We start from the raw sequence: 25,699 nt of genomic DNA on the forward strand, positions 1-25,699 counted from the left end.
CGGGAGCAAGCCCCCTCCCACCAGGGTTCAGCGTCAGGCCAACAGGTCTTGCAGGGTGGCCAAGTTATCCGCCTCATCCACCGCCTTATCCTGCCGCCAGCGCAGCATCCTTGGAAAGCGCACCGCAATCCCGCTTTTATGGCGTTTGGACAGGGCAATTCCTTCAAATCCCAGCTCAAACACCATGCTCGGCGTCACGCTGCTGACCGGGCCGAATTTTTCCACCGTGGTTTTGCGCACGATTGCGTCGACCTTGCGCATTTCTTCGTCGGTCAGTCCGCTGTATGCCTTGGCGAACGGCACCAGGCTGCGCTCGCTGCCGGGCGGGCCGTCCCACACCGCAAAGGTGTAGTCGCTGTACAAACTGGCGCGCCGGCCGTGGCCTCGTTGCGCGTAGATGAGCACTGCATCGACACTGAAGGGGTCGACTTTCCACTTCCACCACAGGCCCATGTCCTTGGTGCGGCCCACGCCGTACAGGCCTTGGCGATCCTTGAGCATCATGCCCTCCACACCGAGGCTGCGCGAGGCTTCGCGCTGTTCGGCCAACGCCGCCCACGTTTCACCCTGCAACAGCGGCGAAGCCAGCAACACGGGCCTGTTGCATTCGCCAATCACCCGTTCGAGCTGCGCTCGACGTTCGGCCTGGGGACGGTTGCGCCAGTCATCGCCCTGATATTCCAGCAGGTCGTAAGCGAGGACCGCGACCGGCGCGTCCTCAAGCACTTTTTTGCTCAGGGTCTTGCGGCCTATGCGCTGTTGCAGCAGGGCGAAGGGTTGCACCGAGTCTTTCCACACCACGATTTCACCGTCGATCACTGTGCCATCGGGCAGGCCACTCACCAGGCTGTGGAGTTCAGGGAAGCGCTCGGTGACCAGCTCTTCACCCCGCGACCAGACCCACAACCGACCTTCGCGCTTGACCAGTTGTGCGCGAATGCCATCCCACTTCCATTCCACTTGCCAGTCGGCGGGTGACCCGAGCAGCGCGTCGAATTGCTCCACCGGTTGCGACAAACCATGGGCGAGAAAAAACGGATAAGGCTGCCCGCCACGTTGGGCGTGTTCGTCAGACGATTCGGCGGCTATCAGCTTGAGGTAGCCCTCAGCTGTAGGACGGTTGGACAGGTCGGTGTAACCCACCAAGCGCTGGGCCACGCGTTTGCTGTCCAGATGGGCCATGGCTGCGAGGGCGCGGGTGACCAGCAGTTTGGACACGCCGACCCGAAAGCTGCCGGTGATCAACTTGATGCACACCATCAGGCTGGGTTGATCCAGTTGCGCCCACAGTACTGGCAAACGGGCGGCCAGCTCTTGCGGTGGCAGACCGCGCAAGGGCAAAAGTTTTTCTTCCAGCCACACGGCCAAGCCGTCTTCCGAGGTGTGGGTCGATTCCGGCAGCAGCAGGGAAATTGTCTCTGCCAGGTCGCCCACCGACTGATAGCTTTCTTCGAACAACCACGGTTCGATACCCGAGGCTTCGGTGGCCATGTCCCGTAACAGACGCGTCGGCACCAATTGCCGGGGCCGCCCGCCGGATAGAAAGTACACCGCCCAGGCCGCATCTTGCGCTGGCGCTTCCCGGAAATAGGCCTGCAACGCCGCAAGCTTGGCGTTGCTGGACGTGGTGGCGTCGAGGTTGGCGTACAGCTCGGCGAAGGCCTTCATGCTGTGGCTTCCTCTTCGTCATCACCGTATTCGGTGCTGAAACCCTGGGCGTCCAGGCCTTTTTCCCGCAGGTGGCGTACCAATACGCCGACAGAACCGTGGGTGACCATCACCCGCTCAGCGCCGGTTTGTTCGATAGCCCATAACAGGCCCGGCCAATCGGCGTGGTCCGACAGCACAAAGCCGCGGTCCACGCCACGCCGCCGCCGTGTGCCACGCAAGCGCATCCAACCGCTGGCGAAGGCATCGCTGTAGTCGCCGAAGCGGCGCATCCAACTGCTGCCGCCGGCGGACGGCGGAGCGATGATCAGCGCCTGGCGCAACTGTGGGTCGGTCTTTTTGAAATCGCCGGCGTAGAGAGTTTCTGGGATATAGATGCCGGCCTCGCGATACACCCGGTTCAAGGGTTCGACCGCGCCGTGACTGAGGATCGGGCCGATGCTGGCGTCGATGCCATGCAGGATGCGTTGCGCTTTGCCGAAGGAATAGCAGAACAACACGCTGGCCTTGCCGGTCGCGATGTTCGCCTGCCACCAGTCGTTGATCCCGGCGAAAATCTGCGCTTGGGGTTGCCAGCGGTAGATTGGCAGGCCGAAGGTGGATTCGGTGATGAAGGTGTGGCAACGCACCGGTTCGAAAGGCGTGCAGGTACCGTCGGGCTCGACCTTGTAGTCGCCGGACGCCACCCAGACTTCGCCCCGGTATTCCAGGCGCACCTGGGCTGAACCGAGCACATGCCCGGCGGGGTGGAAACTCAGGGTGACGCCGTGGTGCTGCAGTTGTTCGCCGTAGGCCAGGGTTTGCAGGTTGATGTCCTGGCCCAGGCGTGAGCGCAGGATACCTTCGCCGGGTGCCGCCGCCAGGTAATGCTCGTTGCCGGTACGGGCGTGATCGCCGTGAGCGTGGGTGATGACCGAACGTTCGACCGGGCGCCAGGGATCAATGTAGAAATCTCCGGCAGGGCAATAGAGGCCTTCGGGGCGGGCGATGACAAGGTCCATGGGGTGACCGGGGAGGTGGGCTTATCAGGTATGAGGCGGGGGCGAGCGCAGAAGTTCTATCTGAATGCATCGGGGCAAATGTGGGAGGGGGCAAGTCGAATCGTCGCACCGCCCCTCCCACATTTTGAAGCGTTTACTTGCCTGGGGTCAGGGTCAACCGCGTCTTCCCATACGCCTTTTCGAAGTTCTGCGGCTGCATCGGGAAGCTCAGGTATTGCGCCTTGAGCGACGGGTCGATGCCGTTGGCATAGTTGGGGCTGGCCGGGTTGCCGGATTGGCCGGTGCCGCCCTGGCCCATCATCGGTTCCGCCTGGCCGAAGTCGACGATCATGCGCAGCGCCGGCACCTGGGTGGTGTCGAAGTTTTGCCCCCAGTTATACGGCGAGGGGTTCAAGGTGTTGTGGTCGCCACCGGACGCCAGCGGGCCACGAATGATCTGGCCGGCGGCGTTCTTCCAGGTGGTGCTGTGCAGCTTGCCCCATTGCCAGGCCTTGTGATCGGCGCCCAACTGGCTGTCGCCGGCGGTCATCGCGGCCGCCAGGCTGCGGGCGAGGATCGCTGGTTTGTCTTCTTTTTGCGCGGTGCGCACGTCGTCCCAGAACGGGCTGTCTTCGCGGCCCAGCAGGTGGTCGGCCTGGGCGGCGTAGGACAGGTTGGCGTTGCTGATGAATGCCTTCCAACTGGCGCTGTTTTCCGGGCCGAGTTCGTCGAGGAAAATCTGTTTGCTGCTTTCCTGCAGGAACAGCTCGTAGATCGCCGCGTCGGCGGAGGTGGCAGCCAGGCGGCCGTCGAAGGCCATCAGGCGATTCAGCGCTTCGCGCGCCTTGGCCTGGTCGGCGGCCGGCAGTGCATCGATTGCCTGTTTCAGCGGCTGGGCCATGCCCGGTGCCTGGAACATGGTCTTGAGCTTGGCAGCGAAGGTGGTGGTCTGGTCGTATTGCATGGCGATCAGGCTGCGACTGTCGTGCTTGCCCGCATTGGCCAGCTGCGCGAGACGCTCGCTGCGCTCCGGCGCGTCCCAGGAATTGGACAACTGCATGCCATAACCGCGCGGTGCGGTGCGCTGGTTGGCGGTGCCGATCCAGCCTTGGACCGGGTCCTGGTCATAGGGGTGCAGCATCGCGTCGGCGTAGCCATCCCAATCAAAACGTGTGTCCCAGCCCGGTGAGGGCAGCAGGCCTTCGCCTTCGCGGCGGTTGGGGAAGCGGCCGGTGACCTGCCAGCCGATGTTGCTGGCGTCGGCGAAGATCATGTTGAGGGCAATTGCGCGGATTTCCCGGGTCGCGTCGGACGCCTTGCCGGCGTTTTGCGCGCGGGACAGGTCGAAAAACGCATCCAGGCTCTTGTCGTCTTTGAAGTCGGCGGTTTGCAGGGCCAGGCCCAGACCGCTGGTGAGCGCCTGGCTGCTGTTGAGCAGGGCGCCGTGACGGGTTTCGTAGACAACTTCGCGAATCGAGCGTTGGCCTTTGACGAAGAAGGTTTCGTTACGCACGCCCGCCGGCAGCCATTTGCCGTTGTTCTCGTAGTACAGCGCGTTGCCCTGGCGTTTGACCTTTTCCAGGAACAGATCCTGGGTGTCACCCTTGACCGTGCTCATGCTCCACGCCACTTTGCCGTTGAACCCTGACAACAGCGTCGGCAGGCCGGCAATCGAGGCACCGACCGCCTGGTATTTAGGGGCGCGGATCTGCACGTAACTCCACGGCGACGGGGCTTGCGGCTGGGCGGCCAGGTCGCCTGCCAACAGGCTCTTGCCGCTGCGGCTGCGTTGCGGGCCGATCGCCCAGTTGCTCGAGGTGGTGACCGCCAGCGCATTGAGGCTGCCCAGTTGCTGGCTGACCGTGTCCAGCCCGGCCAGGCCGCTGATCTGGCTGAAGTTCACGCCTTTGAGTTTGTCGGCTTCGGCCAGGGGGATCGGTTCATCCGGTGCGCTTGGGGTAAGCCAGGCCAGTTTGTCGACGCCGACTTTTTGCGCGAGCACCAGGGAGGCCAGTTCTTCCTGCAGGTTGGCCGACTCGCTGAAACTCAGCAGGCAGAACAACAGCGCCGAATCTTCCGGCTTCCAGTACTCGGGCTTGTAGCCGCTCTGGGCCAGGTCCGGCGGCAGCTTGTCGCGGTAGCGGAACAGGTAGGCGTTGACGCCACGGGCATACACTTCGAAGAAGCGCTTGAGGCGCGGCGAGGAGGCGTTATACAGCTCGCCGGCGCTTTTCTTCAGGTTGACCGCCCGCATGAAACGGTCGACATCCAGCACCTCGGTCCCGGACATCTCAGCCAGGCGGCCCTGGGCCAGCAGACGCAGGGTAACCATCTGGGTAATGCGGTCACTGGCGTGCACATAACCAAGGGTGAACAGCGCGTCGTGGAAGGTGTTGCTTTCGATCAGCGGCATGCCCTGAGCATTGCGACGCACCGACACATTCTGTGCCAGGCCCTTGATTGGCTGCACACCGGCGACGGGAGGCAGGGTGTCCTGGGTGCTCTGGAGCTGGCAACCGGCCAGGCTTAATGCACTGGCCACTGCCGCGGCAACGCCGAACCGGGGAAGAAAATGTGAGAGGGCTGGCGAGGCCATGGCAAAGCTCCTGCGGGGGGTAGCGTCAGTAAAGGCGCTACGTTAGTGAGCGCGGCGAAACGACGCAAGCAGGAGTTGTGGCAATTGCGTGAGAACTTGAGTCTTGTACAAATCAATGTGGGAGGGAGCAAGTCCTTCCCACATCAGGCATCAGGATTATCTGTGTGGCTTACGCCCCGTGACACTTCTTGAACTTCTTCTCGCTGCCGCACGGGCAAGGATCGTTGCGGCCAACGTCCTTCAAGGCGTTGCGCACGGGCTCCTGGTGAGCATGGCCGCAGTTCGGGCCGTGGACATGACCGTGGTCGTGATCATGATGATCGTGATCGTGGTTGCAGTCGGGACCATGGACATGGGGTTGCTGAGTCATCGATGTTGCTCCGGAATAAAATCACCGGGGATTATCTCGCCATTGTGGGCTACCTGCACGTCATAACCGATGAATAATCCGGTTTTCAGCTCGCCTTCCAGGCGATAAGGCACGGGCCGCCTGGGTTTTTTCAGCATCTGCACCACATCCCGTATCTGCGGCCAGAGGTTGGTGCGCACCGACACCTTGAAAAACGCGTGGCCTCGCGGCGGTACGGTGAGCCACTCGTTGGACTCGCCTTCGGTAAGCACAAAATCACCCAGGGTGACCTTGTAGATCAGGCCACGCACGGTCAGGTCGGCGTCGTCGCGGTTGTCCACGCGAAAGTACAGCTTGAATTTCTGCTCCAGCAACTTGGCTCGCACCACTTCGACCTTCACCAGGGAAACGTGGGGCGGGGGCAAGTCATTTTCGAACCACGACGCACAACCGGTCAGGCCGAAAGTTAACGCCAGCATCAAGCTGTAGATCCGGAGCATGGCGTGGGTCCTGTGGTGGTCAGAAGTAGCTGGAACAGCACTTCTTGAATTTTTGCCCGCTGCCGCACAAACAGGCATCGTTGCGTCCGGCCTTCACCTCCACCGTCGGGTCGATGAAATACCAGCGTTCGCCATTTTGTACGAAAGAAGACCGTTCGCGGTGGCTATGTTCGCCGGTGCTGTCATGCCAGCGCGCGGTGAAGGTCACGAACGCATGTTCCGGCTGGCCACCGAACACCTCCGAGTTTTCTACCTCCAGGCCGAGCCAGGTACTCTGGGCGCTCCAGGCGGCCATGGCGTTACGGTCCAGACCGGCCTGTTGCGCGGGCAGCGTGGTGGCCACCAGGTAGTCCACCAGGCCCAGTACATAGGCGCTGTAGCGCGAACGCATCAACGCGCTGGCGCAAGGTGCCGGGTGCCCGGCGTGATAATGGCCGCAGCAGGCATCCAGCAGGTTGCCACTGCCGCAGGGGCAAATGGATGTACTCATTGGGTTACCACCAATACTTTCCAAAATTTTCCGGGTTGGCCCAGAACCGGGCGTTGAGCCAGTCGGGCACCTGTTTATAGTCAAGCAGGTCGTAGGTAAACAGTGTCAGCACCTGTTCATCGCGCTGGAAGCGTTCGCCGGCCTGCAGGGCCAGGGAGAAGAAGTCGGTGTCCTTCCAATCGCAGGCGCCCAGGTCGACCAATACGGCAATGCGGCTGGCGTTGAGGTTGCGAATGCCGCCAAGCAAGGTCAGGCCTTGTGGTTTTGACAGGTGCTCCAGGCAGTCCACCACCAGCGCCAGGTCAAAACGCTGGGCGGCGAGTTCTGCGGGCAAGGGCCCAGGCGCCGCCACGGACACTTGAGTGTCGGGGTGCGCTTGCTTGAAAGCATCCAGCGCCGGAAACTGGCTGGCACCCAACAGCAACAGGCGTTTGGGCTGGTGCAGGTCGAGCAGGGCGGCCAGCGCTTGCTGGGGGGTACGGACAGAAATACCGGCGTTCATCAAAGATCCTCACATCATGACCCTAGAGACTAACGCGGCTAAGCGCGCGGGCCTAGAGCGGGTGACTGCGAAAACTCCTACCTGAGCGGCCAACCTCAATGAATACGGGGGCGAGGCTGACTGGCGTGGTTGAAAAGAGCGGTCTTTACTCTTTTTATCGGCCCCCGCCGATCCCTCCAGGAGAAAACTGATGAGCATCATGCGTACAGCTCTACCCTTGGTTCTGCTAACCGGAGTATTGACAGGTTGCGCAGGTTTGCAAAAAAACGATTGGCCGACCTGCGCCGCCGTCGGCGGTGTGACCGGTGCAGCGATCGGCGCTACGGAAAGTTCAGCCTATGCCGGCTATGGCGCATTGATCGTCGGCGGAATGGCCGGCGCCTATTGCTGGGTGCACGGCGATGGTGATGAAGACGGCGATGGCGTGCCGGACAGCCGCGACAAATGTCCGGGTACGCCTAAAGGCATGCAGGTGGATGCCAATGGTTGCCCGCCCGCGCCTCCGGCGGCTGCGGTTGAAGAGGTGGCCGTGGTCAAGGAAGAAACCATCGTGATCCGTGACGTGCACTTTCAATTCGACTCGGCCAACTTGACAACAGCCGATAAGACCACGCTCGACACCATCGCCGCGCGCCTTAAGCAGGAAGCCCCGAGCGCCCAACTGCGGGTCAGCGGGCACACCGACAGTGTCGGTGCGGATGCCTATAACCAGAAGCTCTCGCAAAAACGTGCGCATTCGGTCACGGAGTACCTGATCAGCCGTGGCGTGCCGCGCAGTAGCTTTGTGTCAGTTGTCGGCGCGGGCGAAAGCCAGCCGGTGGCCGACAACAAAACCGCAGAGGGTCGGGCCTTGAACCGCCGTACGCAAATCCAGATCAATCGCTGACAGCCCTTGCCCCTGTGGATTCCACAGGGGCATTGCCGGCGATCCTCGTTGAAACCTCCCCTTTATTAACTTTTTTGATCCTTCACTGGCAAAGCGCCCGTAGAAGTCGTTACTGTGCGTCCAAAGAAAAATTTGAAAATACTCAGGAGCCCCATGATGCGTAAGGTTTTTTTGTTGGCCCTGTTGGTCAGTCCCGTAGCCCTGGCTCAAAGCGTCCGTGTTGAAACCAACTCGTTGATGCGTCTGCCCAGCAGCACCAGCGTGTTGCAACTGGAGCGCCTGGATGTGGCGGATTATGGCACCTTGCTGATCCCGTCCAGCATCAGCCAGGTCACGGTGGATCAACTGCATCTGGGCCGCGACGCACGCATCGCCATTGTGCCCGGCAATACTGCGCTGCAATTGCAGGTTCGCCACGCACAACTGGAGCACGGCAGCCAGATCACGTCGCGAGGCGCGCCCGGCACCCATGAAAAACCCGCCAAGGCCGGACGTGACCTGACCTTGCGCATCAATAACCTGACGGCTGAAGAACTCTCGGTGGATGCCCGTGGCGGCGCGGGTGCCCAGGGTTATGCCGGGCTCGATGGCGCTAACGGCGAAGACCCGGGTTGCACTTGGGGCTCGGCCGGGCGTGGCTTCAATGGCGACAACGGCGGTGACGGCCTGCCGGGCGCCGCGGGCGCGCAGGTGCGCGTCGAGTTGCCGAAGGAGTTCCCGGCGCAGCAGATCAAAGTGTGGGTCGAGGGCGGGGCAGGTGGTTTGCCCGGAACCGCCGGTAAACCTGGCAAGGGTGGCGAATCCAAAGGCTGTCTGGTGTACCGCGCCGATGGCGGCGAAAAGGGCCGCCCAGGGTTGGAAGGGCAGCCGGGGCCGGTGGGACCTGCGGGTTCTGTGACTATTCAGCGGCTCTGAATCGTCTGCTCTGACGCCATCGCGGGCAAGCCGGCTTGCCCGCTCACAACAGCCCATTGGCCGTGGATTTTTCGCTCAGCGGAAGTTGGTGGATACCCATGCTGCGATGAGGCGCTCAAAACATCGGTCGAGCCGAAGCAATCGCCACCACCAACAACCCCACAATCAAGTTACTCCCCACCAGCCTGCGAATCTGCCCCAGCGTTGCCGCGCCCGCCGGCCAATCCTTAGCCGCCACCGCGGCCTTCAGCTCCGGAAACTTCAGCGTCTGGATGCGGATAAACAATGCCGTCATCACCAGATACAAACCCATCATCACCTGCACATAGCGCGGAGCCGTCTCAAACCCGTTGAAGCGCAGCTGCAATAGGCCTACACCGCTGATCGGCAAAATCAGCACGGCGACCCACACCCACACGAAAAAACGTTGAAACACATTTGCCCACAGCGTGAGCCGGGCAGGGCCCTCAAGTGCCGCCACAGCGGCGGGGCGCAGGATCATCCAGGCGAAAAACATACCGCCGACCCAGATCAGGGCGGCCAATACATGCAGGGTGTAGGCGAGGCTAAACGCGGTCATTGTGGTACTCCGTTCTGCGCGGGATTAATTAGCGGGGTATGATAGCGGCCGATCCGAACCACTGAAAATTTATCCAGCGTTTTTTGCGCCCGACTATTCATGATCAGCACTGAACTCAAAACCACGATCCAGGGCGCCTATTCGCGTTTTCTCGAAGCCAAGGGCTTGAAACCGCGTTACGGCCAACGCCTGATGATCGCCGAAGTGGCCAAGGTCCTCGGGGATATCGACACCGACGACGAAGGCCGCCGCGACGGTGAGCCCGCGGTCGTGGCCGTCGAAGCCGGCACCGGCACCGGCAAGACCGTGGCCTACAGCCTGGCGGCGATCCCCACCGCCAAGGCCGCCGGCAAGCGCCTGGTGATCGCCACCGCCACCGTGGCCCTGCAGGAGCAGATCGTCTACAAAGACTTGCCCGACCTGATGCGCAATAGCGGCCTGAACTTCACCTTCGCCCTGGCCAAGGGCCGTGGCCGCTACATGTGCCTGTCCAAACTCGACGTGCTGTTGCAGGAAGGCCACGCGCAAACCGCCACGGCGTCGCTGTTCGAAGAAGAAGGCTTCAAGATCGAGGTTGATGAAGTCAGCCAGAAGCTGTTTACCAGCATGATCGAGAAACTGGCCGGCAACAAATGGGACGGCGATCGCGACAGCTGGCCCACCGCCCTGGAAGACGCCGATTGGGCGCGCCTGACCACCGACCACAGCCAATGCACCAACCGTCATTGCCCCAACTTCGGCCAGTGCGCGTTCTACAAGGCGCGCGAAGGCATGGGCAAGGTCGACGTGATCGTCACCAACCACGACATGGTGCTGGCCGACCTGGCCCTGGGCGGCGGCGCCGTGCTGCCCGACCCGCGTGACACACTCTATGTCTTCGACGAGGGGCATCACCTGCCGGACAAGGCCATCGGCCACTTTGCCCATTACACCCGCCTGCGCTCCACTGCCGACTGGCTGGAGTCCACCGCCAAGAACCTCACCAAATTGCTGGCCCAGCACCCGTTGCCCGGCGATCTGGGCAAGCTGATCGAGCAAGTGCCGGAGCTGGCGCGGGAGATCAAGACCCAGCAGCAGTTCATGTTCAGCGCCTGCGAACAGGTCGCCGATTTCAAGCCCGGCGAAGACGTGGAAGGCCGTGAGCGACCGCGCCACCGGTTTGTCGGCGGAATGATTCCCGAGCATATGCGCGAAATGGGCATCGAGCTGAAGAAAGGTTTTTCGCGTCTGACCGACTTGTTCACCCGCCTGACCGACCTGCTCAAGGAAGGCATGGATGGTGAAGTCAATATCGGTATCGCCAGCAACCAGGCCGAAGAATGGTACCCGCTGTTCGGCAGCCTGTTGTCCCGCGCCCAGGGCAACTGGGAGTTGTGGACCGCCTTTACCGTCGAAGACCCGGAAGACAACCCGCCCATGGCCCGTTGGCTGACCCTGTCGGAAAGCGGTGCGTTGTTTGATATCGAGGTCAACGCCAGCCCGATCCTCGCCGCCGAAATGCTGCGCCGCAACCTGTGGAACGTGGCTTACGGCTGCCTGGTGACTTCCGCCACGCTGACCGCCCTGGGCACCTTCGATCGTTTCCGCATGCGCGCCGGGTTGCCGAAAAAAGCCGTCACTGCGGTAGTGCCGAGCCCCTTCCACCATGCGGATGCCGGCGTGCTGCGGGTGCCCGATCTCAAGGCCGATCCACGGGACGCAGCGGCACACACCGCGGCGATCATCCGTGACCTGCCGGAGCTGGTGGAAGGTTCGCGCGGCACCCTGGTGCTGTTCTCCTCGCGCAAGCAGATGCAGGACGTGTTCGATGGTCTCGACCGCGACTGGCGCAAGCAGGTGTTTATCCAGGGCAACCTGTCCAAGCAGGAAACCTTGAACAAGCACAAGGCGCGGGTGGACGGTGGCGATTCCAGCGTGCTGTTCGGCCTGGCGAGTTTTGCCGAAGGCGTCGACTTGCCCGGTGCCTACTGCGAGCACGTGGTGATCGCCAAGATCCCGTTCTCGGTGCCGGACGATCCCGTCGAGGCGGCGTTGGCCGAGTGGATCGAGGCGCGGGGCGGTAACCCATTCATGGAAATCTCGGTGCCGGATGCTTCCCTGAAGCTGGTGCAGGCCTGCGGGCGCTTGCTGCGTACCGAAGAGGACCGCGGCACCATCACCTTGCTCGACCGTCGTTTGGTCACTCAGCGCTATGGCAAAGCCATCCTTAATGCTTTGCCTCCCTTCAGGCGCGAAATTTCTTAAGCCACCGTGGGCGGATTCGCCCACTCCGTGGTCTATCTCATGTATTTCATCAGGCCATTCACCGGCCGTCTGGGAGAACCTTGCTCGTATGATTCGCACGCTGCCCGCCCTTTTTGCCCTGTTGTTCGCTGTGCCCTTGATGGCCGCGCCAGCCGGGCAACAGACGCTGTTCAACTTCGTCCGTCCGGCCGATGTGGTCAAGGTGGCGACCCAGGACGCCAGCCTGCCGCAATACAACGCCGAACAAACCGCGGAGGGCGAGGTACTGCGCCGCATCACGTTCAACCCGGCTGCCGAGCCCAGCCTGGTGCTCAGTCCGCAAAATGGCGTGTGGGACTGGTCACAGTCGGGCGCCATGAGCCTGCGCATCCAGAGCGCCATGGACTGGGCGCTGACCCTCTACGTCAAGGTGCAGAGCAGTGACGGCAAGACACTGGTCAGCCGCATCGACCTGCCGGCCGGCCCTGCCCAGACCCTGTTGATCCCTCTGCAAGCGAACTCGCCGCTGAGCCAGGGCATGAAGGCCGGCCCGCCGATGCCGATCACCGTCGAGGGGCAGCGCGTGTTGCTGGCCGCAAGTGCCGGGGACATCGACCGCAGCCAGGTGGTCTCGGTGACCTTGTCGATGCTCAAGCCCAACGCGGCGCAAAGCATCCTGCTGGAACGCTTTGGCGTGCAGGACAGCGAACCGGTGCTCAAGGCTGCCTACAGCGAACTGGTGGATGCCTATGGTCAATCCACCCGTGCGCGCTGGCCCGAGAAGGTCAGCAGTGACGAGCAGCTCAAGGCGGCCGCGGCCAAGGAACAGACTCAGCTCCAAGGCTGGCTGGCCACGCGGGACAAATCCTCACTGGATCAATACGGCGGCTGGAACAAAGGCCCGGCGTTCAAGGCCAGCGGGTTTTTCCGCACCGAAAAACGCGACGGTCGCTGGTATCTGGTGACTCCGCTGGGCCATCCGTTCTACTCCCTGGGCGTCAATACCGTGGCCCCGGACAACAGCCAGACCTACGTAGCCGGCCGTGAGTGGATGTTTGCCGCGCTGCCCAAGGCCGGTGAGCCCTTTGACAAGTACTACGGCAGCGGCGACAACCGCAGCGGTAATGGCGCGGGCGAAGGACGTAGTTTTGGTGCCGGGCGTTGGTACGATTTCTACGGCGCCAACCTGCAGCGAACCTATGGTGGTGAAGGCTTCGACCAGAAACGTTGGGTCGCTCACACCCTCGACCGCCTTCAGGCCTGGGGTTTCAACACGGTAGGCAATTGGAGCGACGATGCTCTGGCCGCCGCCGACCGCGTGCCGTACACCCTGCCGCTGTCGATCGTCGGCGATTACGCCAGCATCAGCACCGGCACCGACTGGTGGGGCGGCATGCCCGACCCGTTCGACCCGCGCTTCGCCATGGCCACTGAGCGCGCCGTGGCCATTGCCGCCCGCGATCACCGCGACGACCCGTGGTTGATCGGTTTCTTCGCCGATAACGAATTGGCCTGGGCCGGTCCGGGTGATGATGCCAAATCCCGCTACGCCTTGGCCTACGGCACACTGCGCATGACCACCGACGTGCCGGCCAAACGCGCGTTCCTCAAGCAACTGCGCGACAAGTACCGTAACGAGGAGGGGCTGTCGAAAGCCTGGGGTATCCAGTTGGCCGGCTGGGAGCTGATGGAAGACCCAGGCTTCGAGCCGCCGATGCCCAACCCCGAACATCCGGAAATCGAAGCGGACTTCAAGTATTTCCAGAAGACCTTTGCCGACGCCTACTTCAAGACCATTTCCGACTCGCTCAAATGGCACGCGCCCAACCAGCTGTTGTTGGGCGGCCGCTATGCCGTCAGCACGCCGGAAGCGGTGGCGTCCTGCGCGCAGTATTGCGACGTGCTGAGCTTCAACATGTACACCCTCAAGCCGCAGGACGGTTATGACTTCGCCGCGTTGCGGGCGCTGGACAAACCGGTGCTGATCACCGAGTTCAACTTCGGCTCCGCCGACCGAGGGCCGTTCTGGGGCGGTGTGACCCAGTTGGCGCGGGAAGAGGATCGCGGCGCGGCGTATGCCAGCTTTCTCAAGCAAGCCATGGCCGAACCGTCGATTGTCGGCGTGCATTGGTTTCAATACCTGGATCAGCCGGTGACCGGTCGCTTACTGGACGGCGAAAACGGCCACTTCGGCCTGGTGGGCATTACCGATATGCCGTTCCAGGGGTTTGTCGAGAGTGTGCGCAAAAGCAACCTGGAGGCGGTCGATCAGTTGGGCAAGGAGGCGCAAAAGGCCAAGCCGGACGACGAGGTGCGTGAACGCGAAGGCGGCAAACCCGGGCATGACGGCAAAGGCTCGGGGCAGGGCGCCGGGCATGCCGGTGGGCATTCGGGAAATGGTCATTGATTGAACGTTGACGGGTTCACAAAAGCCACAAGGGCTGGAACAATGACCGCCACTTTTCATGGCGTTTTCGAGGTCGCTCAGGTGCAGATTCAGGGTCATTACGAACTACAGTTCGAAGCGGTACGCGAAGCGTTTGCCGCGTTGTTCGATGACCCGCAGGAACGTGGCGCCGGGCTTTGCATCCAGATCGGCGGCGAAACCGTGGTCGACCTGTGGGCCGGCACCGCCGACAAGGACGGCGCCGAAGCCTGGCACAGCGATACCATCGTCAACCTGTTCTCCTGCACCAAGACCTTCACTGCCGTCACGGCCCTGCAATTGGTGGCCGAGGGCAAGTTGCAACTGGACGCGCCCGTGGCCAGGTACTGGCCGGCATTCGCGGCAGCCGGCAAGGAAACCATCACCTTGCGCCAGTTGCTCTGCCATCAGGCCGGGTTGCCGGCGATCCGCGAGATGCTGCCTGCCGAAGCCCTGTATGACTGGCAACTGATGGTTGACACCCTGGCCGCCGAAGCGCCGTGGTGGACGCCGGGCCAGGGCCATGGCTACGAGGCCATCACCTATGGCTGGCTGGTCGGCGAATTGCTGCGCCGCGCCGACGGACGTGGGCCGGGTGAGTCGATTGTGGCGCGGGTGGCGCGGTCACTTGGGCTGGACTTTCATGTGGGCCTGGCGGATGAAGAGTTTTATCGCGTGGCTCATATAGCGCGCAGCAAAGGCAATATGGGCGATGAAGCCGCACAACGGTTGTTGCAAGTAATGATGCGTGAACCGACTGCAATGACCACGCGCGCATTTGCCAATCCGCCGTCTATTCTGACCAGTACTAATAAACCCGAATGGCGACGCATGCAGCAGCCGGCGGCAAATGGTCACGGCAATGCGCGCAGCCTGGCCGGTTTTTATAGTGGTTTATTGGACGGTAGTTTGCTGGAAGCGGACATGCTTGAAGAGTTGACCCGTGAGCACAGTATCGGCCTGGATAAAACATTATTGACACAAACCCGTTTCGGCCTCGGCTGCATGTTGGATCAACCGGATTTACCTAACGCCACCTTCGGCCTTGGCCCGCGTGCGTTCGGGCATCCGGGCGCTGGTGGCTCGGTCGGCTTTGCCGATCCTGAACATGATGTAGCCTTTGGGTTCGTGACTAATACGCTGGGCCCTTACGTACTTATGGACCCGCGCGCGCAGAAGTTGGTCGGAATATTGGCCGGTTGTCTGTAAACCCCTTGCTGTTTCACAATTTTTTGTTACAAAGGCAACTATAAGAAGAGGCTGAACACAATTTTGTAACTTTAAAGTTCTGTAAGCGTCTGTTTAACGGGTCATCCAGACCCCCGTATCTTTTCTCATTTTGTGGATATCTCATGTTATCGAACAAGTCCTTGGCCCTGGCCCTTTGCCTCACTATGACCGGCTGCGCACAAACGCCACAAAATGATGCCGAGGGTGGGCATTGGTGGTCATTTGGATCTGATAAAACCGCCACCAAGGACGCAGTGAGCCAAACCGACGCCAAGCCGGACGCCAAACCCGCCGCTGGCGCCACGCCTGTCGCACCTGCCGCCGTAGCCGCTGCGCCGGCGCCGGCAGCCAAGGCCGACACGGGTTCCAGCTGGTGGCCGTTCGGTTCCAAAAGCGCCGACGAAAAGGCCGCTGACGCCAAGGCTGACCTGAAAGCCGATCTCAAGGCTGCCGACCCGGCCCCTGCGGTTGCCAAAAACGAGACTGAAGCCCACTGGTGGTGGCCGTTCGAAAGCAAACCCAAGCCATTGGCCAAGGTCGACGTGACCAACGTGCAGATGCCTGATCCGAAAGTCACCCAGGCCTGGCTGGACGACTACGAGCCGCGCCTGCGTGCCGCCATCAAGGACAGCAACCTGCAACTGGAACGTCGCGACAACGTCCTGGTGGTGATTGCGCCGGTAGACGGTTCCTACAACCCGAAACGTCCCGCGATGCTGCTGCCGGTCACTCTCGGCCCATTCACCCGCGTGGCCAAGGCTGTTGAAGCCGACCCGAAGACCGCCGTTCTGGTGTTGGGCCACGTTGACGCCACCGGCACCGCGCCGGCCAGCCAGGCGTTGACCAAGGAGCGTGCACAATCGATCGCCTCGATCTTCAGTCTCAGCGGCCTGAAGCAAGACCGTCTGATGCTGCGCGGCATGGGTGACCTGATGCCACGTGCGGCCAACGACAGTAACCAGGGCCGTGCGCTGAATCGTCGCATGGAAATTATGTTCACTCAGCGTACAACTATGTTGGCGTTGCTGAGCAAGTACAACTCGGGCAAGACCCCGCCCGTGGCTGAAATGGTCGCCGTGCAGAATGTACCTGCCCCGGCACCGGCCGCAAAGGCCCCGGCTAAAAAGGCGGCTGCCGGCAAGGCAAGCACCAAGAAAGCTGCTGCCAAGCCAGCCGCCAAGAAAGCCCCGGCCAAGCCAGCCGCGAAGAAAACCGCACCGGCTAAAGCCAAGGCCGATGCACCGGCGAACGACCAGGCAAAAAACTGACCTGCTGAACCAGAAGGATACAGCCGCATGACCCAGGCACTGGCCGATATGCGCCGTGACTACACACGGGACGGTTTGAGCGAGGCCCAGGCCCCGAGTGAGCCGTTTGCGTTGTTCCACCAGTGGTTTGCCGATGCGGTGAAAACCGAGCAGCCACCGGTGGAGGCCAATGCCATGACCCTGGCCACGGTCGACCAGGACGGTCGCCCGCACTGTCGCATCCTGTTGCTCAAGGGCCTGGATGCGCAGGGCTTTACCTTCTTCACCAACTATCAGAGCGCCAAGGGCGAGCAGCTCGCGGCACGGCCGTTTGCGGCCATGACGTTTTTCTGGCCGACCCTGGAGCGTCAGGTGCGTATCGAAGGGCGGGTGGTCAAGGTCACGCCCGAGGAGTCGGACGCCTATTATCAGGTCCGTCCATTGGGCAGCCGTCTGGGGGCTTGGGCGTCGCCGCAGAGCCAGGTCATTCGTGATCGTGAGGAACTGCACGACCTGCTCAAGGCCACCGAACAGCGTTTCAGCGATACCCAGCCTGATTGCCCCGAGCATTGGGGTGGCTATCGCCTGCTGCCGGAGCGCATCGAGTTCTGGCAGGGCCGCGCCAGCCGCCTGCATGATCGCCTGAATTATCGCTTGCAAGGGGCCGACTGGACCCGTGAGCGCCTGGCGCCCTGAGCTGCACCTTTCGTCACCTCACCTGAATGATGCACTTCACCCCGACGTCTCTATTGTGAGGCGTCGGGTGTGTACTGCTGCGCGGCGTTCTTCAGCCAGTTCGTCAAATCCCCGCGTTTGATGTTCAAGACGCGCGCCTGCTCCAGCTGTTGCAGCATGAAGGCGCGCTTGAGCGGATCCCCACCGGCCATGGACAGCGCGAGGTCGCGGTCCACCCAGCGTTTGATCCGCAGGTAAAGCCAAGCATGGAAATACAGGCCGGCCAGCGTAGTGACTACAATGATGAAGTAATCCATAAACATCCTGGGTATTAGAAGAATGCTACCGTTCGTCGAGTTTTTGAGTGCTGGCAGTCTGTACTAAGGCTGAATGAAAGCAATTTTCTGCCGGGCTTGCCGTGACAGGCGTCAAGCTGCGGCGTTTAATGAAGACCTGTCCTTTGGAGTTGATGCTATGCGTAAGTCCGTTTTACTGGTTGCCTGCTTTACCACCCTGTCATTGCTGTTGGGTGGCTGCGCCTCGAGTCTGACCGGCGACTCGTATTCCCGTGATGAAGCGCGTCGTGTACAGACCGTGCGCATGGGTACCATCGAATCCCTGCGTCCGGTGAAAATCGAAGGCACCAAGACCCCCATCGGCGGCGCGGCCGGTGCAGTCATTGGCGGCGTGGGCGGCAGTGCCATCGGCGGTGGCCGTGGCAGTATCGTGACCGCCGTGATCGGCGCCGTCGCCGGCGGCTTGCTGGGTTCGGCTACCGAAGAAGGCCTGACTCGTACCCAAGGCGTGGAAATCACCGTTCGCGAAGACGACGGCAGCATGCGCGCCTACGTACAAGCTGTGCAGGAAAATGAAATCTTCCGCATTGGCGACCGCGTGCGCATCATGACGGTTGACGGTACCAGCCGCGTTACTCGCTAAACGTCGTTTGTAGAAACACAAAACCCCAGCCGGGTGACCGGTTGGGGTTTTTTATAGGTTAGGGCTTTTGTCGAATTGCGTTCGGAGGGCGTCAGGTAAACATCTCGATGTCATCCATCGCATCATTTACGGATGCGGATAAAGAGGAGCCTCTTCTTCTTGCTTGTTCGAACGCCGGGATGACTTTCGTCATATCTATCTGTCCGAATCGACGTGCGATATGTCCTATAGCTACGATAGCTGCAGATGCGATGTCATCGTCAGGGTGTCCGATAAACTGGAGGCACGTGTTTTGCGCCCACTCTCCGTCTATTTCATCTAACCCAATTGAGATCAATGCCTCTGTTACTTTGGCTCTATCCGTCGTTGCTAAATAACGCACTGCTTCATCGTGATCCAATGATGGGTCGTGGTATCGCATAGTCATTTGGTATCTCCCAATATTTTTCCCTTGCGGTTGGTTTTTCCGGCTCTGATTAAGGCGTTTTTCATCTCTTGCCGTAAGCCGCTCCAAGGCCTTACATGCGCGTGATAGGTTCCTTCAGATGTACGGTCTATCACCACAAACTCCTTAGTGTGTGGATCAATTGCTATACGTCTACGCGAGTTTGGTGGATTTACCTCTATCGACTCATCGAGTGAGTTCAGTCCGTTTTCAGGCCTTTTACTTTTAACTGAGTTTCCCTTCTTGCTGTGATAAGGCGCGTCCTCATACTTCCAGCTCACGACGACGTACAGGGGCCTGACCCCGGAGTCCGCGGGAAAGACAAGAATGAAATCCTTGTACTCAGGCGGGTAAATCGGGTCGACAATGATAGCGGCGGCTTTTTCGGTCGGCGGATACACCCATATGTGTGGTATCGATGGCGCCGCTTCCAGTGCGGGTATTCCGAGCGTATCGGCGGTGTCTGCGGCAGGTGTCCAGATCAACTCAATGCCATCACCCAGGTGGGCGATGTATTGCGTTCCGGATACCTGAAACTGCACGACGTCGACCATTTCCCAATCAAGATGCTTGCCGGTATAGAAGGCGTATCCCTTGAGAGTGCCATCGTCGCGTTGCTCGATATGCAGTCGGACCCGAGTGCGCGCCCTGGTCATGGAGCGCAATTGTTCTTCGCTGTAGAGCGCACTGTCGCCTAGGCTGGAGGGCCAGACCAGAGCCACCAGGCCTGCCAGAAAGGCTGCGCCGACAGTACTGGCGCCGGCAGCTGCAATGGCCCCTGTGTTTTCTGCTATCGCGGTGCCACCTAGTGCCAGCGCCCCCAGCCCGGCAGGTATTGCCGTGTCGCTGACTTTTTGCAGGGGAAAACGGCCAGCGGCGTCAGCCTCTCGCGCACCCAGCAATGTGTATTCGCCGTAATCCTTGAGTTGATCCAGGGGGACATAACCGGTCGGATCGTGGTAATCGATGATTGCGTCTGGCAAGTTGCAGGACTTGGCAAATACGCAACCCACCTTGGGTGTCTGAGGCGGCAGCGGCCTCACTTGAAAGCGCGCGTCTTCAGCAATTTGCCGGTCGATCATTTCTCTATGAGCGTGTTGCTGGGCCGCGGTCCGAACCGCCAACTCAGCCTCACTCATGGGCTCAAGCTTTCGATACCCACCGGTCCCGGTGCCATAGGATCGCCAGACTTGAACTACATCCTTGTTGCTTGCCATCGTGCCCTCCTGGCGTGGTGCTTAACGAGATCCGGCGAAGAAGCCGGGTGCCGACGTTAGAGCAAGCCGAGGAGGGTGGATGTAGGAAGGAACTGCGAAAGAGGGGGGAATTGGATGAATCAGGAGCCGGCTTGCCGGCTCCTGCCAAGGATCAGGCTTTCTTGCGACTTGCCATCGCCGTCACCACATAACCAATACACGCCGCCAGTATCGACCCGGTCAGGATCCCCATTCGATCCTCCCCGGCAAATTCGCTGGCGCCCGGCACAAATGCCAGGGAACCGACGAACAGGCTCATGGTGAAGCCGATGCCACACAGGATCGCCACGCCGAACACCTGGCCCCAGTTGGCGCCGCTCGGCAGGGCGGCGAGGCCGGTCTTGATGGCCAGCCAGGTGAGGCCGAACACGCCGATGGTCTTGCCGATCAGCAGGCCGGCGGCGATGCCCATGGGCACGTGATGGGTGAAGCTCTCCAGACTTACGCCGGTGAGGGATACGCCGGCGTTGGCGAAGGCGAACAGCGGCAATATGCCGTACGCTACCCAGGGGTGCAGGGCGTGCTCCAAGGTCAGCAGCGGTGAGGGCTCGGCGTTCTTGGTGCGCATCGGGATACAGAACGCCAGGGTCACGCCCGCAAGGGTGGCGTGTACGCCGCTCTTGAGTACGCATACCCACAGGACCAAGCCGACAATCAGATAGGCCCAGAGCTTGATGACCCCAAGGCGGTTCATCGCAATCAAGGCCACCAGGCAGGCGCCTGCCCCAGCCAGGGCCGCGCCGGACAGGTCGGCGGAATAGAACACGGCAATCACGATGATCGCACCCAGGTCATCGATGATGGCCAGGGTCATCAGGAACAGTTTCAGCGACACCGGCACGCGCTTGCCCAGCAGCGCCAGCACGCCCAATGCAAAGGCAATGTCGGTGGCCATCGGGATCGCCCAGCCGGAGAGCGCGGCGGGGTAGTCCTTGTTGATCGCCCAGTAGATCAGCGCCGGCACCACCATGCCGCCAATGGCGGCTGCGCCAGGCAGGACCACTTGGGACGGTTTGGACAGGTGGCCATCAAGCAGTTCGCGCTTGACCTCCAGCCCGATCAGCAGGAAGAACAGCGCCATCAGGCCGTCATTGATCCACAACAGGGCCGGTTTGGCGATTTTCAGCGCGCCAATCTGCGCCACCACCGGCACATCCAGAAACGCGGCGTACAGGTGCGACAACGGTGAGTTGTTGACGATCAGCGCGAGCGCGGCGGCAGCGATCAATAACAGACCGCTGGCGGCTTCCAGCTGGAAGAAACGGGTGAACGTGCTACGCAGAGCCAAGGGATGCTCTCCAATCCGGATTCAATAGGTGGGTACCCTAACCCGTACCGTTAGTTGTTAAAACAAAAAATATATTCTTATTTGTTATAAGCGAGAGGCAGATTTCGTGTTGCGTCGGACACCCGCAATTGTGTGTCCAATTGAGTCATCACTGTATCGGTATGCAGTGTAGGAAACATCTTAAAATTGCGGCTGAAATTCTTAGAGATCACCCTCATGAGCGACCACCGTCCCTGGGCCCGCGAAGCCATTCGCATCATCGAAGCGGACTTCCAACGCAGCGCCGACACGCACCTGATCCCCTTGCCGCTGCCGGGTTTGCCAGGCATCGAGTTGTACTTCAAGGACGAGTCCAGCCACCCCACCGGCAGCCTCAAGCATCGGCTGGCCCGCTCACTGTTCCTGTACGCGCTGTGCAACGGCTGGCTCAAGCCGGGTGCGCCGGTGATCGAAGCCTCCAGCGGTTCCACGGCGATCTCCGAAGCCTACTTCGCGCGCCTGCTCGGCCTGCCGTTTATTGCCGTGATGCCGGCGAGCACCTCTCAGGAAAAGATCGCGCAGATTGCCTTCTATGGCGGCGAGAGCCATCTGGTACAGGATCCGACGCAGATCTACACCGAATCCGAACGCTTGGCGCGGGAAAGTGGTGGTCATTTCATGGACCAATTCACCTACGCCGAACGCGCTACCGACTGGCGCGCGAACAACAACATCGCCGAGTCGATCTTCCAGCAGATGCGTTTTGAACAACACCCGGAGCCCAGCTGGTTGATCTCCAGTCCCGGTACCGGTGGCACCACGGCGACCCTCGGGCGCTACGTGCGTTATCGCCAGCATTGCACGCGTGTGCTGTGCGCTGATGCCGAGCGCTCGGTGTTTTTTGACTACTACCAGACCGGCGATGCCAGCCTGCGCCTGGACTGCGGTTCGCGCATTGAAGGCATTGGCCGGCCAAGGGTCGAGGCGTCGTTTTTACCCAAGGTGATCGATGCGATGGTCAAGGTGCCGGATGCGCTGTCAATGGCGGCGATGCATTATCTGGCCGAGCGGTTGGGGCGTCGCGTCGGCGGTTCCAGTGGGACCAACCTGATTGGCGCGCTGATGGCGGCGCAACAGATGAAAGCTGCAGGCGAATCGGGCTCGATCGTGGCGATCTTGTGTGATGGCGGCGAGCGGTATGCCACCACCTATTACGATCAGGCGTGGCTGGCGGGGCAGGGGTATGTGCTGGAAGGGTTGATTGCGGCCGTTGCGGCCAGTGTGGAGCGGGGCGAACCGTTGCCGGCCAGCATCCTGCGCGCAAATATCTGACCGGACGCAAAACCAAATGTGGGAGGGAGCAAGTCGAATCGTCGCACCGCCCCTCCCACTTTTGATTTGCGGTGTTCTCAGGCCTCGATACCCAACATATCCCGCGCCAACGCCTCGGCAATCCGGATACCGTCAACGCCCGCCGACAGAATCCCGCCGGCATAACCGGCACCTTCACCGGCCGGGAACAGGCCTTTCACGTTCAGGCTTTGCATCGATTCGTTACGGGTAATCCGCAGCGGCGACGAGGTGCGCGTTTCGATACCCGTCAATACGGCATCGTGCAGCGAGTAACCCTTGATCTGTTTTTCAAAGGCCGGCAGCGCTTCACGGATCGCCTCGATGGCAAAGTCCGGCAGGGCCAGGGCCAGGTCGCCCAACGACACGCCTGGTTTGTAGGACGGTTCCACGCTACCAATCGCCGTGGAGGGCTGGCCTGCAATGAAGTCACCGACCAACTGTGCCGGAGCCTCGTAGTTGCTGCCGCCGAGGATGTAGGCGTGGGACTCCAGGCGTTCCTGCAGTTCGATACCCGCCAGCGGGCCGCCTGGGTAATCCACTTCCGGCGTGATGCCGACCACAATGCCGGAGTTGGCATTGCGCTCGTTACGCGAGTACTGGCTCATGCCGTTGGTGACGACGCGGTTCGGCTCCGAAGTGGCTGCGACCACGGTGCCGCCCGGGCACATGCAGAAGCTGTAGACCGAACGGCCGTTCCTGGCGTGGTGCACCAGTTTGTAGTCGGCGGCGCCCAGCTTCGGGTGCCCGGCATATTTGCCCAGGCGCGCGGCGTCGATCAGCGATTGCGGGTGTTCGATGCGAAAACCCACCGAGAACGGCTTGGCCTCCATGTACACGCCTCGGCTGTGGAGCATGCGGAAGGTGTCACGGGCGCTGTGGCCCAAGGCGAGGATCACGTGCCTGGACAGCAGTTGTTCGCCGCTATTCAACACCACCCCGTTCAATTGGCCGTCTTCGATCAGCACATCGGTGACTCGCTGCTCGAAGCGCACTTCACCGCCCAGGGCGATGATCTGCTGGCGCATGTTTTCGACCACGCCGGTCAGGCGGAACGTACCGATGTGCGGCTTGCTGACGTAAAGGATTTCTTCCGGTGCGCCGGCTTTGACGAATTCATGCAGCACTTTGCGACCGTGGAATTTCGGGTCCTTGATCTGGCTGTAGAGCTTGCCGTCGGAGAACGTCCCGGCGCCGCCCTCACCGAACTGCACGTTGGACTCGGGGTTGAGCACGTTTTTGCGCCACAGGCCCCAGGTGTCCTTGGTGCGCTGGCGCACTTCCTTGCCGCGCTCGAGAATGATCGGCTTGAAGCCCATCTGCGCCAGCAGCAGGCCGGCGAAGATACCGCAGGGACCAAAACCCACCACGATCGGCCGTTCGAGCAGACCTTGCGGCGCCTGGCCCACCACCTTGTAGCTGATGTCCGGTGCCGGGTTGACGTTGCGGTCGTCGGCAAACTTGAGCAGCAGGGCGGCTTCACCCTTCACATTCAGGTCGATGGTGTAGATGAAGCACAGCTCCGACGACTTCTTGCGCGCATCGTAGCTGCGTTTGAACAGGGTGAAATCGAGCAGGTCATCACTGGCGATGCCCAGGCGCTGCACGATGGCGGGCCGCAGGTCTTCTTCGGGATGGTCGATGGGCAGCTTGAGTTCGGTGATTCGTAACATGACAGGATCCGGTGTGCGGCGTTCGGTAAGGCCGGCGGTTTTGCAAACCGGCGATTATAAGCCCCAACCGTGGTTTCCCGTCATGCTAAAACAGCACTGTGGGCAATCAATCGTCCCGCGAACCGCCGAAAGATGCGCAGCCACGCTGCACTTGACCGTTGATCCGCAACTCGGCGGTCATGTGTTGCAGGCGGCCGCTGGCGCTGTCGACGCAACGTTGCGGGGCCACCCACAGTTCAACGTGCTGGTTGTTGGCTTCAGTCATCAGGTTGAAGCGCCCGTCGCCGATCTGCTCTTCAACGTAAGGCACGGCGAGTGGTGGCTGGCCTTCGCGTTCCAGCACCATGCCCTTGGCAGTCACGTTCATCACCCAGGTCGGCTTGTGGCCATTGGCGCGCAGGATCATGCGCTTGAAATCAGGGTCGTTGCAGGCTGAGGTCGAGCGTTCGACACGGTATAACTGCTGCAGCTCCACTTCGCCCTGAGTACCGCTGGCCACTCCGGAGAACTGGCCGCGCAGGTCGGCGAACAGTGCGCCTTGCTGACCAGCGAGGGAGGCTGCCTCCTGGAGGATGCCGGTTGCGCCGGTGTCCTTGATCAAGTAATTGCGTTTATCGCCGCAGGGTTGGAACAGCAGCTTGTCACCGACCGCCGTCAGTTCGCCCTGCATGCGGGTCAGGCCGGCAGTCGAGGGCTTGGCCGGCTCGCTTTCGAACATCTGGCAGGCTGCGAACAGGGGGAGCAAGGCACACAAAGCAAGGGTACGGGCGGCACGCATTATCGGGTCTCCTGACAAGTGCCGCCACGTTACGCAGGCTGGCGTTGCATCACAAGCCCGCTTGCCCGCTTCAGGCGATTCTTACGCACGGGTAGGCTCAACCGACGGTAAAGGTTTGGCCGGTTTGCAGGCCTTCCACACTTTTTGCGTAGGCCAATGCCACATCGGCACCGCTGACCGGTTTGTACCCACGGAAATAGGGCGCGTAGCTTCCCATGGCTTCCACCAGCACCGTCGGGCTTACGGAATTGACGCGCAGGCCGCGTGGCAATTCGATCGCTGCCGCTTTCACGAAGGCGTCGATGGCGCCATTGACCAAGGCAGCCGACGCGCCGGTGCGAATCGGGTCGCGGTTGAGAATACCGCTGGTGAAGGTGAACGAGGCGCCGTCGTTGGCGTATTCGCGGCCAATCAGCAGCAGGTTGACCTGGCCCATCAGCTTGTCACGCAGGCCGAGTTCGAAGTCGCTGTCGCTCATCTCGCCCAACGCGACGAAGTTCACGCTGCCGGCCGCGCAAACCAGGGCATCGAACGTGCCGGTCTGTTCGAACAGTTTGCGGATCGAGGCGCTGTCGCTGATATCCACCTGGAAGTCGCCGCTGCTGCGGCCGACGCTGATCACCTCGTGACGCTGGGCCAGTTCTGCCTTGACTGCCGAGCCGATGGTGCCGCTGGCGCCAATCAATAGGATTTTCATGGTGCTGTTTCTCCAAGGGGTAAGTGAA

Annotated in this window: 24 protein-coding genes; 9 read left to right on the forward strand and 15 right to left on the reverse strand. The window is 61.3% G+C overall.

Features of this window, described 5'->3' with window-relative positions; all coding sequences use genetic code 11:
* Window positions 1–33: 33 nt before the first annotated feature.
* The 7 genes from V6M90_RS15580 to V6M90_RS15610 form a co-directional block, all read right to left on the reverse strand.
* Entirely contained in the window at window positions 34–1,668 is a 1,635-nt protein-coding gene (locus tag V6M90_RS15580; protein ID WP_305428634.1) for an ATP-dependent DNA ligase, read from the reverse strand.
* Window positions 1,665–2,669 carry a ligase-associated DNA damage response exonuclease gene (locus V6M90_RS15585; RefSeq protein WP_003172334.1) on the reverse strand — a complete coding sequence of 335 codons (1,005 nt, stop codon included), beginning with the start codon at window positions 2,667–2,669 and terminating at the stop codon, window positions 1,665–1,667. Before V6M90_RS15585 ends, V6M90_RS15580 begins: the two co-directional genes overlap by 4 nt.
* A gap of 133 nt (window positions 2,670–2,802) precedes the next feature.
* The gene (locus V6M90_RS15590; protein WP_141064257.1) at window positions 2,803–5,244 is read right to left on the reverse strand and encodes a penicillin acylase family protein; all 2,442 of its coding nucleotides are present in this window, start codon (window positions 5,242–5,244) and stop codon (window positions 2,803–2,805) included.
* Window positions 5,245–5,413: 169 nt separating this feature from the next.
* Entirely contained in the window at window positions 5,414–5,614 is a 201-nt protein-coding gene (locus tag V6M90_RS15595; RefSeq protein WP_003189235.1) for an SEC-C metal-binding domain-containing protein, read from the reverse strand.
* Window positions 5,611–6,093, reverse strand: coding sequence for an LEA type 2 family protein (locus V6M90_RS15600; RefSeq protein WP_003172339.1), 483 nt, complete (start codon window positions 6,091–6,093; stop codon window positions 5,611–5,613). Before V6M90_RS15600 ends, V6M90_RS15595 begins: the two co-directional genes overlap by 4 nt.
* A gap of 19 nt (window positions 6,094–6,112) precedes the next feature.
* Entirely contained in the window at window positions 6,113–6,583 is a 471-nt protein-coding gene (locus tag V6M90_RS15605) for a YchJ family protein (RefSeq protein WP_078823535.1), read from the reverse strand.
* Between the two features lie 4 nt (window positions 6,584–6,587).
* The gene (locus tag V6M90_RS15610) at window positions 6,588–7,085 is read right to left on the reverse strand and encodes a DUF6231 family protein (RefSeq protein ID WP_003172342.1); all 498 of its coding nucleotides are present in this window, start codon (window positions 7,083–7,085) and stop codon (window positions 6,588–6,590) included.
* Between the two features lie 190 nt (window positions 7,086–7,275).
* Between V6M90_RS15610 and V6M90_RS15615 the strand changes: the two genes are divergently transcribed.
* On the forward strand, window positions 7,276–7,971 hold the full coding sequence (locus V6M90_RS15615; RefSeq protein ID WP_332846744.1) for an OmpA family protein: 696 nt from the start codon (window positions 7,276–7,278) through the stop codon (window positions 7,969–7,971).
* Window positions 7,972–8,127: 156 nt separating this feature from the next.
* Complete coding sequence (locus V6M90_RS15620) at window positions 8,128–8,886, forward strand: collagen-like protein (protein WP_332846745.1); 759 nt, start codon at window positions 8,128–8,130, stop codon at window positions 8,884–8,886.
* A 115-nt stretch (window positions 8,887–9,001) separates the two neighbouring features.
* Here V6M90_RS15620 and V6M90_RS15625 read toward each other — a convergent pair whose 3' ends face one another.
* Complete coding sequence (locus V6M90_RS15625) at window positions 9,002–9,466, reverse strand: CopD family protein (protein ID WP_003172347.1); 465 nt, start codon at window positions 9,464–9,466, stop codon at window positions 9,002–9,004.
* Between the two features lie 99 nt (window positions 9,467–9,565).
* Here V6M90_RS15625 and dinG point away from each other — a divergent pair, with 99 nt between their 5' ends.
* From dinG to pdxH, 5 genes are all read left to right on the forward strand, one after another.
* Complete coding sequence (dinG, locus tag V6M90_RS15630) at window positions 9,566–11,710, forward strand: ATP-dependent DNA helicase DinG (protein WP_003172348.1); 2,145 nt, start codon at window positions 9,566–9,568, stop codon at window positions 11,708–11,710.
* 88 nt (window positions 11,711–11,798) lie between these two features.
* Entirely contained in the window at window positions 11,799–14,096 is a 2,298-nt protein-coding gene (locus V6M90_RS15635) for a beta-galactosidase (protein ID WP_332846746.1), read from the forward strand.
* Window positions 14,097–14,177: 81 nt separating this feature from the next.
* A complete protein-coding gene (locus V6M90_RS15640; RefSeq protein WP_332846764.1) occupies window positions 14,178–15,323 on the forward strand; it encodes a serine hydrolase domain-containing protein in 1,146 nt (381 codons plus the stop codon).
* Window positions 15,324–15,466: 143 nt separating this feature from the next.
* Window positions 15,467–16,612: an OmpA family protein gene (locus V6M90_RS15645; protein WP_078823539.1), complete on the forward strand. Its 1,146-nt coding sequence runs from the start codon at window positions 15,467–15,469 to the stop codon at window positions 16,610–16,612.
* A 27-nt stretch (window positions 16,613–16,639) separates the two neighbouring features.
* Window positions 16,640–17,287: a pyridoxamine 5'-phosphate oxidase gene (gene pdxH, locus V6M90_RS15650; RefSeq protein ID WP_003172353.1), complete on the forward strand. Its 648-nt coding sequence runs from the start codon at window positions 16,640–16,642 to the stop codon at window positions 17,285–17,287.
* Window positions 17,288–17,337: 50 nt separating this feature from the next.
* Here pdxH and V6M90_RS15655 read toward each other — a convergent pair whose 3' ends face one another.
* Window positions 17,338–17,583: a hypothetical protein gene (locus V6M90_RS15655; RefSeq protein ID WP_003172354.1), complete on the reverse strand. Its 246-nt coding sequence runs from the start codon at window positions 17,581–17,583 to the stop codon at window positions 17,338–17,340.
* 157 nt (window positions 17,584–17,740) lie between these two features.
* Here V6M90_RS15655 and V6M90_RS15660 point away from each other — a divergent pair, with 157 nt between their 5' ends.
* Window positions 17,741–18,205 (forward strand): outer membrane lipoprotein, encoded by a 465-nt coding sequence (locus tag V6M90_RS15660; protein ID WP_003189251.1) that lies wholly within the window; start codon window positions 17,741–17,743, stop codon window positions 18,203–18,205.
* 91 nt (window positions 18,206–18,296) lie between these two features.
* Here the strand turns inward: V6M90_RS15660 and V6M90_RS15665 are convergent, their stop codons facing one another.
* The 3 genes from V6M90_RS15665 to nhaA form a co-directional block, all read right to left on the reverse strand.
* Window positions 18,297–18,632 carry a hypothetical protein gene (locus V6M90_RS15665; RefSeq protein WP_141064250.1) on the reverse strand — a complete coding sequence of 112 codons (336 nt, stop codon included), beginning with the start codon at window positions 18,630–18,632 and terminating at the stop codon, window positions 18,297–18,299.
* The gene (locus V6M90_RS15670) at window positions 18,629–19,867 is read right to left on the reverse strand and encodes an S-type pyocin domain-containing protein (protein WP_141064249.1); all 1,239 of its coding nucleotides are present in this window, start codon (window positions 19,865–19,867) and stop codon (window positions 18,629–18,631) included. Before V6M90_RS15670 ends, V6M90_RS15665 begins: the two co-directional genes overlap by 4 nt.
* Before the next feature lie 151 nt (window positions 19,868–20,018).
* Window positions 20,019–21,194: a Na+/H+ antiporter NhaA gene (nhaA, locus tag V6M90_RS15675; protein WP_003172359.1), complete on the reverse strand. Its 1,176-nt coding sequence runs from the start codon at window positions 21,192–21,194 to the stop codon at window positions 20,019–20,021.
* A gap of 216 nt (window positions 21,195–21,410) precedes the next feature.
* Here nhaA and V6M90_RS15680 point away from each other — a divergent pair, with 216 nt between their 5' ends.
* A complete protein-coding gene (locus V6M90_RS15680; RefSeq protein ID WP_003172361.1) occupies window positions 21,411–22,505 on the forward strand; it encodes a PLP-dependent cysteine synthase family protein in 1,095 nt (364 codons plus the stop codon).
* Between the two features lie 77 nt (window positions 22,506–22,582).
* Here the strand turns inward: V6M90_RS15680 and V6M90_RS15685 are convergent, their stop codons facing one another.
* The 3 genes from V6M90_RS15685 to V6M90_RS15695 form a co-directional block, all read right to left on the reverse strand.
* Window positions 22,583–24,196 (reverse strand): NAD(P)/FAD-dependent oxidoreductase, encoded by a 1,614-nt coding sequence (locus tag V6M90_RS15685; RefSeq protein WP_332846747.1) that lies wholly within the window; start codon window positions 24,194–24,196, stop codon window positions 22,583–22,585.
* Window positions 24,197–24,302: 106 nt separating this feature from the next.
* Window positions 24,303–24,974 carry a COG3650 family protein gene (locus V6M90_RS15690; RefSeq protein WP_078823544.1) on the reverse strand — a complete coding sequence of 224 codons (672 nt, stop codon included), beginning with the start codon at window positions 24,972–24,974 and terminating at the stop codon, window positions 24,303–24,305.
* Between the two features lie 97 nt (window positions 24,975–25,071).
* A complete protein-coding gene (locus V6M90_RS15695) occupies window positions 25,072–25,671 on the reverse strand; it encodes a short chain dehydrogenase (protein ID WP_003172366.1) in 600 nt (199 codons plus the stop codon).
* Window positions 25,672–25,699 lie beyond the last annotated feature (28 nt).

This window comes from Pseudomonas lactucae (assembly GCF_036688725.1).
GTDB lineage: Bacteria > Pseudomonadota > Gammaproteobacteria > Pseudomonadales > Pseudomonadaceae > Aquipseudomonas > Aquipseudomonas lactucae.